The sequence below is a fragment of the Pseudoalteromonas sp. SR44-2 genome, from assembly GCF_014163745.1.
In the GTDB taxonomy this organism is placed as follows: Bacteria; Pseudomonadota; Gammaproteobacteria; order Enterobacterales; family Alteromonadaceae; genus Pseudoalteromonas; species Pseudoalteromonas distincta.
The window spans coordinates 140,737-154,177 of sequence record NZ_JACJDW010000003.1 but is presented as its reverse complement, the minus strand read 5'-3'; the positions used below and the strand labels follow the sequence as shown (position 1 = coordinate 154,177).

Genomic DNA, 13,441 nt, shown 5'->3' with positions numbered 1-13,441 from the left:
AGCTATGCCTACTTTAAAGTTTGATATAAATAAAATTAGAAAAGACTTCCCGACATTAAATCAAACAATAAACGGCTGTCCGCTTGTTTATTTAGACTCAGCAGCAACCTCACAAAAGCCTCAATCAGTTATAGATACAATTACTGAGTTTTATACGTCTCAAAATGCAAATGTACACCGTGGACGCCATACACTTAGCGAACAGGCCACTTATTCTTATGAACAAGTCCGGGATAAAACTGCAAGGTTTTTTAATGTCTTAAGTAAAGAGATTGTATGGACTAAAGGTGCTACAGAAGCCATAAATTTGGTCGCTAACGGCTTAAAAAAGCGTTTAGATGAAAGTCATACCATAATAATATCTCCGCTTGAGCATCACGCAAACATAGTGCCTTGGCAACTAGTAAGCCAACAGACGGGAGCTAAATTAGTCTCTCTGCCGCTAAATAATAACGGCACGCTAAACACCCAACAATGCTGTGAATTTATAAAAGAAACAAAACCTGCCTTATTAGCTATTACACAAGCATCGAACACACTGGGTAATATCACTGATTTAAAGCCACTAATTGTAGCTGCAAAAGAGGTGAATTCGCTTGTTTTAGTGGACGGAGCCCAAGGTGCACTGCATTTAAAACCCGATTTACGTGAATTAAACTGTGACTTTTATGTTTGCTCAAGCCATAAAATGCTCGGTCCAACAGGCTTAGGTGTACTTTATGGCCAATATGAAGAGCTAAATACACTAGATATTTACCAATCCGGCGGTGAAATGATTGATAAAGTTTACTTAACTCATAGCACTTATCGCCCTGCGCCTGCAAAATTTGAAACTGGCACACCAAATATTTCTGGAGTTTTAGGCTTTGGTGCCGCTTTAGACTATTTAAATGAATTGGATCACGTGCAAATACAGCAATATGAACAAGAATTGTTTAGTTACGCGGCACAAAAATTGGTAAAGGTGGATGGCATTACCATATTCAGCAACCTATCTGACAATATTGGTACACTCTGTTTTAATTTTAAAGATGAACATCCTTATGATTTGGCAACTTTACTTGACGGATATGGGGTTGCAGTCAGAAGTGGACACCATTGTACACAACCATTAATGACACATTTAGGGCTTAATGGAACGTTAAGAGCAAGTTTTTCTTTTTATAATACCTACAAAGATGTAGATATATTCATTGATTCACTTAAAAAATGTATCGCTTTATTAGATTGAACGCCAGTTTAATAGAATTAATTAGGATAACTCATGACAAATACGTTTAACAAAGTCACAGAATCTATAAAAAATGCACCTGCTTGGCAGCAAAAATATCGTGAAATAATGCTTTTAGGAAAAACGTTGCCAGCTTTAGCTGATGTTTTAAAAACTGATGACGCACTTGTACCAGGCTGTGAAAGCAAAGTATGGATGTTCGTTGAATTTGACTTAACCGAAAATACACTTGTTGTAATAGGTGACTCTGATACTCGTATAGTAAAAGGATTATTAGCCATTATTTTAGCGCTTTACAACGGGCTTACACCAGAACAGGTAGTGAATAAAAATGCGTATGAAGAATTTGAAAAGCTCGGCCTTATAAGCCACTTAAGCACATCACGTGGTAATGGTATTAAAGCCATGGTTGATAAGATACAAACCATGGCACAACACAAGCTTAGTTAACGAAAACTAAGCCTGTGAGCGTTGTTTTTTATCTAGATATTTACGCACCGCTTTTGCAGCAACAAAAAAACCAAAGCTTCCTGTGATCATAGTCACAGAGCCAAAACCATTATTACAGTCCATATTCATTGTGCCATCAGCACTTTGCTTAGCATGACATACGCTGCCATCGCTTCCTGGGTAAACCAATTGCTCTGTTGAGTAAACACAATCAATATTAAACTTACGTTTAGGATTATTACTAAAATTATATTGCTTGCGCAAAATATAGCGCACCTTTGCAAGTAATGGGTCTTGCGTAGTTTTAGCTACATCACCAAAAGTTATTTGGCTAGGATCTGTTTGCCCGCCAGCACCACCAGTTGTAATTATAGGTAGTTTATTACGTTTACAGTGAGCAATTAATGCTGCTTTTTCTTTAACTGCATCAATACAATCAATTACATAATCAAAACCTTGAATATGCTCTTGAATATTATCAAGCGTAATAAAGTCATCTATTACACTAATTTGGCATTCTGGGTTAATAAGCTCGCAGCGCGCTTTCATTGCATCGACTTTAGCTTGACCAATAGTGCCCGTTAACGCATGAATTTGCCTATTTACGTTAGTGGCGCAAATATCATCCAAATCTATAAGTGTTATTTTACCAACACCAGTACGCGCAAGTGCTTCTGCTGTCCAGCTTCCTACACCACCAATACCTACTACACAAAAATGTGCCTCTTGAAGCCAATCAAACTGTTGATGACCATATAAACGTTTAATACCACCAAAACGTATATCTGTAACTTTTTCGCTCATTTACCAATCCAGTTGCCATGGCGATTGCCATGCTTGAAAATCTTGATGTTTAATTAACGCCAAATACTCATCACCACTATCAGGTAATAAAGTTAGCTGTATTTGTTCACCTTGCCATAAAAAGCTTAACGCATATGCATGTAAATAGGTACGATTAGAAGGCGTGCCTGAATACATTGCATCGCCTAAAATAGCTGCGCCCACACTTTTTAGTGCCACTCTTAGTTGATGTGTTTTGCCAGAGTAAGGTTTTAAAATATACCCTCTAAATCCTGGCTTATAACTCAGAGAATAGAATCGGGTGATTGCAGGGTTAAGTGTACTCGTTAGTAACTTAAACGAGCCACGGCGAGACTTAGCCATATCGCCTTTTATCCACCCCTGCTTCTTTTTTGGTTTAGCATCACTAATCGCTAAATAAAATTTAGCAATCGCATGCTCAGTAAACATAACAGTAAAGGCGGCTGCAGCGGCTTTGTTTCTTGCTAAAATAATAAGCCCTGATGTCACTTTATCTAAACGGTGAACGGCATAAAGCTTTTGCGATAATTGTTGTTCGGCTAAAACAACAAAGCCGGGTCCCTCTTCAGAATGAAAATTAAGACCCGCTGGCTTTTCTAAAATATAAAAGTCGTTATGTGTATAAACAACTTTTATTATCTTACTTAATTGCTCACTCACACGTTTTTACTTTTAATATGCGCTATCACTTTAGCTAAGTCATCAGGCGTATCTACACCTGCATGAGGGGCTATTTGAGCTTGTTCTATTTTAATTTTATAACCGTGATACAAAACACGTAACTGCTCAAGTGATTCAAGTAATTCTAATGGTGATACACTCAGCTCTATGTATTGTTTAATAAAACCCGCTCTGTACGCATAAATACCTACATGGCGTTGAAATGGTGCTAAATTAAGGGCAGTGCTATCATCCATCATCGTATTTCTATCAAACGGTATACTTGCACGAGAGAAATACAGGGCATTTTTATTTATATCGCTAACCACTTTAACGGCATTAGGATTAAATACTTCATCACGTTCTTCAATAGCAACACTTAACGTTGCCATTGGTGCTGTTGAATCACTTAATAGTGCAGCAACTTGAGATACGTTTTCTGGTGCAAGTAATGGCTCATCGCCTTGTACATTAACCACAATTGTATTGCTATCAAGTTTAAGCAAATCAACCACTTCAGCTAATCGTTCAGTACCCGACTGGTGATCTTCACGCGTCATTACAACATCATTAGTAAACATACTTACTGCATCAAATACTTTTTGATGATCGGTTGCTATAACTACTTTACTAGCACCTGATAAACATGCTTTTTCGTAAACGTGTTGAACCATTGGCTTGCCACAAATATCAGCAAGCGGTTTACCTGGTAGTCGGGTCGATGCAAAACGAGCAGGAATTACAACTACGAATTCCACTTTTCAACCTCTTCTAGAGATAGTTCTCGTGCTTCATTTTCAAGTAATACTGGAATATCATCTTGAACAGGATAAGCAAGCTTAGCTGCTGTGCTAATTAGTTCGTTGTTTTCTCTGTCAAAGCGTAATTTTCCCTTACAAACAGGGCACGCAATTATCTCGAGTAATTTTGTATCAAAGGCCATTGAGTATTCCTTTTTCTTTTAATATTGAATTTAATTTGTTTATTACGCTATCGGTAGGTTGTGCATCTACTGGTAAATAATACCAATTAGGTTTTGCAAAGGACTTACATTTAACGGCATCTTTTTCGGTCATTATAATGCAATCATCACCAAATTGTGCAAAATCATCTACTGTATAAGCATAATGATCTCTAAAATGATGAGTCGATAATAACGTAATATCTTGTGCTTCTAATGAGTTTTCAAACCGTTTAGGGTTCCCAATTGCACTTATTGCATGTGCTTCACTTACGTTACTTTTTGCATAATCGCTTGAATTAACCAAGCGAAGATTACTTACTTGTAATGTGTAGCTATTATTAGCCTCACCACCATTTTCAATTACTATATCGACACTTTGCAAACGTTTAGTTGTTTCACGAAGTGGCCCTGCTGGCATAACAAAGCCATTACCAAAACGACGCTCACTATCAACAATACAACACTCAATGCTACGAGGCATTTTATAATGCTGCATTCCATCATCAGAAATAATAACATCGAGTGTATAATTATTTTCTAATAAATCGATATTGTGTTGTCTATTAGGCCCAACCGCTATTGGGCACTTTAAACGATGGTATAAAAGTACGGGCTCATCTCCAGCCTGCTGAGCGTCTACAAGCTCAGTAACTAACAGCGGGTAATTTTCTGATTGCCCACCATATCCTCTACTAATAATTCCCACTGATAAACCTTGCTGTGTTAAATGACCATACAGCCACAAAACAAAAGGCGTTTTACCATTACCGCCAACACTTATATTGCCAACTACAATTACAGGCGTTTTGCACTCAAAAGGTTTAAGTATTTTAGCGCTGTATAAGTATTTTCGAAATGAAGATACAACCCAAAACAAAGCACTTAATGGTAATAACAGCAAAGTAATTAGACCAAATGGTTTATACCAGCTTTGTTCTATTTTACTCACGCCTGATCACCAAACTGCATTTTGCAAAGGGCTGAATAAGTACCGTCATTTGCTAATAAGCTATTGTGATCGCCACTTTCTATTACACGACCGTTATCAATAACATAGATTCGGTCACTGTTTTCGATAGTAGATAAGCGATGCGCAATAACAATTGAGGTTTTATCTTTCATTAGCGTTTCTAATGCTTGCTGAATAAGCTTTTCAGATTCGGTATCAAGTGCTGATGTTGCTTCGTCTAAAATCAAAATAGGTGCGTCTTTTAATATTGCACGTGCTATCGCTATACGCTGGCGTTGACCGCCGGAGAGCATTACGCCATTTTCACCTACCATGGTGTTTAATTGCTCTGGCAAGTCTTTAACAAACTCCCAAACATGCGCTTGTTTAGCAACTTGCTCTAATTCTTCCTCAGACACATCATGCTTTATGCCATAACAAATATTATTAGCAATCGTATCGTTAAATAACACGACTTGTTGAGACACTAAAGCAAATTGGCGACGCAAATCTGTTAATTTATAATCCTGCAGGGCTATACCATCAAGTAATATTTCACTCGGTAACTCTAAGTCATAGTAGCGTGGTAATAAATTAGAAATTGTTGATTTACCCGAGCCTGAGCGCCCTACTAAGGCAATACTTTCACCCGCTTTAATCGTTAGCGACAAATCATTTAATACGGCTTCATCTTTTGTTGGGTACTTAAAGGTTACATTTTTAACTTCAATTAACCCTTTAACTTTATCGACTGAAACGGTGCCAGTATCTTTTTCCATTTCTTCATCTAAAACTAAAAAAATACTTTGCGCGGCAGATATACCACGCTGCATATCACTATTAACATTGGCGAGTTGTTTTAGCGGTCGCAATAACATCATCATTGAGGCAATTAATGCCATGAAGTCACCTGAGGTAATCGTATCAATCATTGATGGAAGAGATACAGCCCATAAAATAACAGCCATAGCACTTGCTGCTAATATTTGAATAATTGATACACTTAAAGCTTTTGTCGCATCCATTTTAATGCGCTGCTGGCGATTATGATTATTAATCTTTGAGAAATGGTTTATTTCTTGGTCTTGTCCGCCAAATCCATGAATAACTTTATGTCCGCTAAGCATTTGTTCAGAGCTACGTGTAACCTGCCCCATAGCTGATTGAATGCTTTTAGAAATATGGCGAAAACGTTTCGATACAACCGCTACAATAATGGCAACGAGAGGGATGATGACTAAAAATATAAGTGAGAGCTTCCAACTGGTATAAAACATTACACCAAGTAAAAAGACAACAAAGGCCCCTTCACGTACAACAATAAGTAACGCTTTAGTAATTGCTTGTTGAACTTGCTCTGTATCAAAAGTGATTTTTGAAATTAAATCGCCTGTAGAGTTTTTGTCATGAAAAGAAACGGGTAAATGCAATATGTGCTCAAATAACTCTTGGCGTAAAGAGCGTACAACTTGAGAGCCCACATAACTTAAACAGTACGAAGACATAAAGTTAAAAACACCACGCCCCAGTACTAACGCGATAACTACAAAAGGAGCGTACTTTAAAACTTCTGTATTTCGCTGGTTTAAACCTTGATCAATAAACGGCTTCATTAATTGAATGAATAAAGCATCCATTGCTGAATAGCCTATCATCCCAACAATTGCGATAAAAGCGACGCTTTTGTATGCGCCAACATACGAGACAAGACGTTTATAAATTTGTGCAGTACTTTGATCCATAACACTCTCTAAATACAGTAACTGCCTGTATTGTATCCTTCGATGAGATAAAACTAAACGTCAATCTTTGATAAACCAATAACTTTCCTGCCCTCTTGCTGTTTCTATGACCAAATTGTTTGAGTAGAATTTAATACTAATTTGTCCTTCAACGCCTGTTGTAAATTGCTCGGCGCTTATTGCTTTGTAACGCTCGACAACAACGGGCTTGGGAAATTCCCACTGTCCTTTATAAGCACTTGAATGAATCACAACTTTAGGGGCTACATAGCTAATAAAATTAACACTTGAGGATGTATCACTGCCATGATGCGGGCTTAACATGACTGTACTTTTCAACGGTGTATTATTCGCTAATAAAGAGGCTTCACGGGATTTTGATATATCACCTGTAAATAACACACTATGAGTATTACTCGATACTCTAACAACGCATGAATCGTCGTTTTCATTCCCATACCCTCTAGTGCTAAAGCTTTCTACTCTTAAACCAACAAAATCAACATTTTGAACTTCACACACATTAAGTGTATTTTCAGGATGAAATTGCTTTAGTGTTTCCCCAAACCCAGCTTCAATAAAATGCTGTATTCCTCCAGCGTGATCGCTGTCTTTATGACTTAGAATCGCTGTTTTTACTGTGAAATTATTTGCTTTTATATAAGGCAATAAAATACTTCGCGTACGACTAAAACGATTAAAATAACTTGGACCAAAATCATAGATAAGCACTTGATTATCTTTTTCAATTAATGCCATGAGACCATGCCCAACATCAAACACATGAAGTTGCCAGTTGGGCTTTTCTTTTAGAAGGTTATTCAATAAAAGTACTGTTAAAGGAATGAAAGAAAGCAACTTATAGGGGAGGAAGTAAATCATCAACATAGTAATATAGGTAAAAATGACGAATATTGACTCGATTCGTCCTGTTGTCAGCCATCTTAACGGCTCGGGTATTTCATAAAGTAATTTAAATAACGCATATAACCCTGTATCAAACAAATGTATTAAATTACCTATATCTATAAAAGTACTCAGTAATGTAAAAACAATCAAAAATGGCAAAATAATGATGGAAAGAAACGGTATCGCAATTAAGTTAATCACTAGTCCCGCAATACTTACGCCATTAAAAAAATAAAGTGAAAGTGGTAATAAACCGATAAACAATGCTACTTGAATAACAAATAACGCAATAATTTTGTTTTTTATTCGTGTTTTTAATATTGGTAATTTATTAATAACAGTAAAAATTATAGCGACAGCTAAAAATGAAAAATACAGACCTGGATTAAGTAAATTGAATGGGTTAACAGCAAGCACTATTACCAAGGCAAATAAAATACTACGCCATCGCAGCGGCTGCTTAGCAAGAAAATAAAGTAACAAATAACAACCCAGCATAATTAGCGCTCGCGTTGCTGATACTAAAAAGTCACTTAAATATACGTAAACTAATGCAGCTATAAAACCGAACGAACTGTAGTAAAGTGTAAGGTTAAATGATTGACCAATTGAAAAGTTTATTTTCGTACAGATAAATCGAATGAATAAATAACCAAAGCTAAAAATCAAACCAATATGTAAACCCGATATAGCCAGTAAGTGACTTAACCCAAGTGATTGCATTAATTGTTTATCTGTATAGCTCATCAACGATTTATCACCACTGAGTAATGCATAATAAAGCCACTGCAATCTTGTATTTGTATAGGTATTTTTAATGAAGTTTTGATAATCTAGTACGATGCTTTGTTTATCGCTGTGTATTATATTAAGCTCTTTATTGAGCACTTTACCTTTAAATAATATCCTATTTATAAATGCATAACGTTCATTATCAAACACATTAAAATTTTTATTACTGCGAAAATATTTTAAATGGATTAATGCAGAGAATTCATCCCCGACTGTAAAAGGCTGTGCAGAATTAACACTGAGCATTGCTTTGGGTGCTCTAAAACTCGAAAAACTACTCCCGTCTAATGCCACTATTTTGGCTTTGATATACTGAGGTTTTTTATCAGAAATAACCTCTTCAACAACTAATGTAGAATCAAGTGCATACTTTTCGTTCGATTTTGGTATTTCAAAACTATAAAAAAGGTAGAAATGCATACCAACAAAGCAAATTGCACAAATAAAGCCTAACAATACGTTTAAAAACGGCTTAAAATAAGCGCTCACTATTACAATGAAAATTGTGAAGACTGTAAATTCGAGAGTTTGATAATAAAACACGGTTGCTACACAGCCAATTACAAACCCAAGACTTATCCACACTGATGTAAATGGTTGCTTTAAATGGCTAAAAAAACGATCCAAAGATTTTTACCTGATCCAAATAAAATTAGACATCATAAATCACTAAAAATATTTGGACGACTTTTGCAAGACGCAAATCTTTGGCATTTAAATAGACGTTCAGCTCGAGGGGCCTTCGCGGTCGGGTTATTTTTTGCTTTCATCCCTGTTCCTTTTCAAATGGTTTTAGCCGCAGCAGGTGCTATATTATTTAGGGTTAATTTACCCATATCAGTTGCTTTAGTATGGCTTACGAATCCATTAACCATGCCACCTATCTTTTATGGCTCATACTTAGTGGGTACGTTAATACTTAATCAGCCAGAACAACACTTTGTATTTGAAGCCAGTTGGTCTTGGTTTTTAGAAAGTATAGAAACAATTGGTCCTGCATTTTTATTAGGTTCATTAGTATGTGCTTCTATTGCATCAGTTATAGGATACTTTGGTATCGATATTATTTGGCGCCGCTCTGTGAAAAAAGCATGGTTATCACGAAATAATTAGTGGCGTTAAAGCTAAATAATAATTATAAGATTCACGGCAATCCTAATCTAATAAAATATTATAGACGAAAAAAAACCAACTTTATCAAGTTGGTTTTTTTTAATCAATAAACTTTAAAAGCGAAATACACGCCTTAAGCCAACCAGTGGTAATAACAATAATGTATACCAAGGGAAGCTAGCAGAGTTACGCTCATAAACTTCAGCTTCTACTGGAGCACAGCTTTCTACTTCACCATTTGCAATTGGCGTTAGTTTAACTGCTATTGCAATACTCTCATATTCAATTTCACCATTAATATCAGTTACTACACCGCCTAATGAATCTAGCTTTTCAACTGTTTTAGTCGCAGTACCAAATATTTCATTATTTTCGTTGATAGCAGTCGCTTCAACCATAGTATAAGCGTAATCAGTTTCACCGTCGGTGTCATAACAAGGCAGTAAATCGTTTAGATTAGTGATTTTGTCTTCACCAATTTTGTAAATAAAGGCCTCTTTGAGTCGCGAGCTATCAGAAACACCCACTTCCCCTTCACCTACAATATAACCTTGGTTGTTTATATCGTTACCGTAAGAACTTGAGCTTGAAAAGTAATCATTAGGGAAAACCGTACTACCCGTTGCTATATCATGGTAAAAGAATTTATTACGAAGAGTACCTTCAATACGTTTAGTTGCATAACCTGTAATTACATCGTTATCATTAATAGCAATTGATTTACCAGACTGCCAGTCATCTTCTTGATTAATAAAATCAACAACCGCACCGTCTTTAAAATAAACTGGCATTGTAAGAATTGTATCGTCATTTTTGTAATAACGTGTATTCGATGAACCTACAATTGTCCCATTGCTGTTCACTGCTAAAGCAGTACTTGTAAATGCGTCATCTTCCGCTTCACCTTCGTCAGGTGTCAGTGCCATACCAAGCTCTTCAACAGACGTGATATTAAGTGATTCATCAAGTTCCCATTTAACAGCGCGCTTATTAAATAAGCCTCGTGTAATATTTGAATTTAACAAGTTGATACATACTGACGTAGGTTCGTCTTCATTATCACAGTTATCGTCAATATTATCTTGTCTGTCAGCTGGAATGCTTGTAGACATATTACCTACAACGGTATAACCACTGTTAGTTTTAACAATATCGTTAGCGCGGCTTGTGCCACCGTATTCATTAAACTCAGGCTCTAACTCTACACTTACACTGCCATCAGCGCTTATTACAATTCCACGTTCTATAAATTCATGAGTAAACCACGTTTCTGCATCATCTTCACCATCAGGTGTAAAAGATACTTTATCGTACGGAGCGCTTCCCCAACCGACTGTAACGCCATCTTCACTTACTGCATTTAAAAGATTGACAGTAGAACGAGTTAATCCATCATAATCAACAGAAGCTATATCAAAAATCGGTTGTTCAGTAATCTCTGATTCGTTAAATTTAATCCCAACTAAAGAACTCATTTTTTGATATTCAAAGTTAGACGGAATTCCTAAATTCGAATTTGCCAAAAAACTAACCATAAAAGCATGAGCATCAGGATTAGTGCTTACGGCATCATTATTTTCAATGTCATCAAGTGTGAAAGTAATTTCTTTATCACTTAATTCATATGCTGCTTCTGTGCTGTCGTAAGCACTTTCAATAACATTTTCAGTAAAATCTATATAGCTGGTATCAATAGGTAAATTGTATAAACCATTTGCGAAACCAATAATATGCCCGCTTTCGCTTACATCTGTTACATAAGAATATTTAGCGTCTTCAAGAGTCCCTAATTCACTTAACTGGTACGTCGCACTTGTTGCTGAAGTGCTTAATGTCGCTAAAATACTGGCAGCGAGTAATTTATATTTCATTTTAGTCCTTACTACTGATTCTGTAATTCTTCAAGTTCTTCCCAGCGCTCAAGGGCAGCTTCAAGGTCAGACTCAAGTTGTGCTAAATGGTTCAATGCTTTAGTTGTTACATCACTCTCTTGTTTAAAAAAGTTTGCGTCACTTACTACAGCTTGTTGAGCTTCAATTTCAGCTTCTAGTTTTTCCATTTTATTCGGTAGTTGCTCTAATTCAAGTTTTAATTTGTAAGAGAGTTTATTTGTCTTAGCTGCTGGTTTTGCGGCTGGAGCGGCTACTTTTTCAACTTTTTTTACTGGTTGTTGCTGAATTTTTTTTTCTTGTTCAGCTAAGTAACCTACATAAGCTTCATAGTCGCTATAACCACCGACGATATCTGTTACTTTACCATTGCCTTCAAATGCCCATACACTAGAACATGTATTATCAATAAATTCTCGGTCATGGCTTACAATCAGCACTGTACCTTGATATTGATTAATAATGTCCTCTAGTAACTCTAACGTTTCAATGTCCAAGTCATTCGTTGGCTCATCGAGAACAAGTATATTAGATGGTTTTAAAAACAGTTTAGCTAATAGCAGTCTATTTTTTTCACCACCAGAGAGTGCTTTAACCGGGGTTCGAGCGCGTGCTGGAGGGAATAAAAAGTCTTGCAGGTAACCTAAAACATGGCGTGAACGACCGCCCATCATCACTTCTTGTTTACCTTCGGCAACGTTATCTTGAACAGTTGCTTCTTCGTCAAGTTTTTCACGGTATTGGTCAAAGTAAGCAAACTCTAAATTAACACCTTGCTTAGTAATACCACTATCTGGTTCTAAATCACCAAACATTAGTTTTAATAGTGTTGTTTTACCAATACCATTTGGGCCTACTAAGCCAATTCTGTCGCCACGCATTACAAGTGTCGAAAAATCATCAGCAATAACTTTGTCTTTAAATGCATGGCAAAGGTTCGTAGCTTCAAATACCAACTTACCTGAGCGATCAGCTGTTTCAATATTAAAGTCAGTTTTTCCAACTTGATCAACACGTTGCTTGCGCTCATTACGTAGCTGTTTTAGCTCTCGAACACGCCCTTCGTTACGCGTTCTTCGCGCTTTAACACCTTGGCGAATCCACGTTTCTTCTTCAGCTAAACGCTTATCAAACAATGCATTTTGCGCTTCTTCTACTTTTAAATCATGCGCTTTTTGCTCTAGATAAGTCGCGTAATCACCTGGGTACGAAATAAGTTTACCGCGATCTAAATCTAAAATACGCGTAGCGACAGCGCGAATAAACGCACGGTCATGCGATATAAATACAATGCCGCCTTTAAATTCTTTTAAAAACTGTTCAAGCCAGATTACACTTGCCATATCTAAATGGTTTGTTGGCTCATCTAGTAATAATAAGTCAGGCTCACTTACAAGTGCACGCGCAAGTGCTACTTTACGTAACCAGCCACCAGAAAGAGACTCAAGCTTAGCCTCTGGTGTTAATTCTAATTGTGTCAAAACTAATTGAATTCGGCTATCAAAACGCCAACCATCAGCGGCTTCAAGTTGGTTTGATAAACGTTCAAGTTTATTTAATAACTTATCAGTACATTGTGTTTGCAGTTCGTTGCTAACATGATGAAAATCAATGAGTAGGTTAGCGATTTCTGGCATACCCTGTGCCACGTAATCAAATACAGTTCCGCTTGCACCTTTTGGTGGATCTTGCTCTAAACGAGAAATTCGAATACCACCAAGCTGATTTATTTCACCATCATCTAAAACAACTTGTCCATCGAGTACTTTTAATAACGTTGACTTGCCCGCGCCATTTCGACCAACTACACACACTCTTTCTCCACTTTCTATAACGGCGTCTGCTTTGTTAAGCAAAGCATGTGTACCAAAAGCAAGTTGTGCTTTTAAAATTCTTATTAAATCCATAGTTCTTATT

At 36.6% G+C, this 13,441-nt stretch carries 12 protein-coding genes; 3 read left to right on the top strand and 9 right to left on the bottom strand.

Annotation, left to right across the window (positions count from 1 at the left end):
* The first annotated feature begins 4 nt into the window (after positions 1–4).
* Positions 5–1,231, top strand: a complete 1,227-nt coding sequence (locus H5115_RS03090) for a SufS family cysteine desulfurase (protein ID WP_182752034.1) — start codon at positions 5–7, stop codon at positions 1,229–1,231.
* 33 nt (positions 1,232–1,264) lie between these two features.
* Positions 1,265–1,681 carry a SufE family protein gene (locus H5115_RS03085; RefSeq protein ID WP_182753582.1) on the top strand — a complete coding sequence of 139 codons (417 nt, stop codon included), beginning with the start codon at positions 1,265–1,267 and terminating at the stop codon, positions 1,679–1,681.
* 6 nt (positions 1,682–1,687) lie between these two features.
* Here the strand turns inward: H5115_RS03085 and tcdA are convergent, their stop codons facing one another.
* Genes tcdA through H5115_RS03050 form a run of 7 tightly spaced genes read right to left on the bottom strand, consistent with a single transcriptional unit; the run spans position 1,688 to position 9,149 of the window.
* Complete coding sequence (gene tcdA, locus H5115_RS03080; RefSeq protein ID WP_002961793.1) at positions 1,688–2,485, bottom strand: tRNA cyclic N6-threonylcarbamoyladenosine(37) synthase TcdA; 798 nt, start codon at positions 2,483–2,485, stop codon at positions 1,688–1,690.
* Positions 2,486–3,166, bottom strand: coding sequence for a TIGR01621 family pseudouridine synthase (locus tag H5115_RS03075; protein WP_182753580.1), 681 nt, complete (start codon positions 3,164–3,166; stop codon positions 2,486–2,488).
* Complete coding sequence (gene kdsB / locus H5115_RS03070; protein WP_154903049.1) at positions 3,163–3,924, bottom strand: 3-deoxy-manno-octulosonate cytidylyltransferase; 762 nt, start codon at positions 3,922–3,924, stop codon at positions 3,163–3,165. The genes H5115_RS03075 and kdsB overlap by 4 nt, the downstream gene beginning before the upstream one ends.
* Positions 3,912–4,109 carry a Trm112 family protein gene (locus tag H5115_RS03065; RefSeq protein ID WP_002961789.1) on the bottom strand — a complete coding sequence of 66 codons (198 nt, stop codon included), beginning with the start codon at positions 4,107–4,109 and terminating at the stop codon, positions 3,912–3,914. Before H5115_RS03065 ends, kdsB begins: the two co-directional genes overlap by 13 nt.
* Positions 4,099–5,079 (bottom strand): tetraacyldisaccharide 4'-kinase, encoded by a 981-nt coding sequence (lpxK, locus tag H5115_RS03060; RefSeq protein WP_165743199.1) that lies wholly within the window; start codon positions 5,077–5,079, stop codon positions 4,099–4,101. The genes H5115_RS03065 and lpxK overlap by 11 nt, the downstream gene beginning before the upstream one ends.
* Positions 5,076–6,821, bottom strand: coding sequence for a lipid A export permease/ATP-binding protein MsbA (msbA, locus tag H5115_RS03055; protein ID WP_149602576.1), 1,746 nt, complete (start codon positions 6,819–6,821; stop codon positions 5,076–5,078). The genes lpxK and msbA overlap by 4 nt, the downstream gene beginning before the upstream one ends.
* Before the next feature lie 60 nt (positions 6,822–6,881).
* Complete coding sequence (locus H5115_RS03050; RefSeq protein ID WP_182753579.1) at positions 6,882–9,149, bottom strand: DNA internalization-related competence protein ComEC/Rec2; 2,268 nt, start codon at positions 9,147–9,149, stop codon at positions 6,882–6,884.
* Between H5115_RS03050 and H5115_RS03045 the strand changes: the two genes are divergently transcribed.
* Positions 9,129–9,635 (top strand): DUF2062 domain-containing protein, encoded by a 507-nt coding sequence (locus tag H5115_RS03045; protein ID WP_182753577.1) that lies wholly within the window; start codon positions 9,129–9,131, stop codon positions 9,633–9,635. The genes H5115_RS03050 and H5115_RS03045 overlap by 21 nt on opposite strands.
* 113 nt (positions 9,636–9,748) lie before the next feature.
* Here the strand turns inward: H5115_RS03045 and H5115_RS03040 are convergent, their stop codons facing one another.
* Positions 9,749–11,506: a DUF3466 family protein gene (locus H5115_RS03040; protein WP_182753575.1), complete on the bottom strand. Its 1,758-nt coding sequence runs from the start codon at positions 11,504–11,506 to the stop codon at positions 9,749–9,751.
* Between the two features lie 11 nt (positions 11,507–11,517).
* Positions 11,518–13,431, bottom strand: a complete 1,914-nt coding sequence (locus tag H5115_RS03035) for an ABC transporter ATP-binding protein (RefSeq protein WP_182753573.1) — start codon at positions 13,429–13,431, stop codon at positions 11,518–11,520.
* Positions 13,432–13,441: the final 10 nt, after the last annotated feature.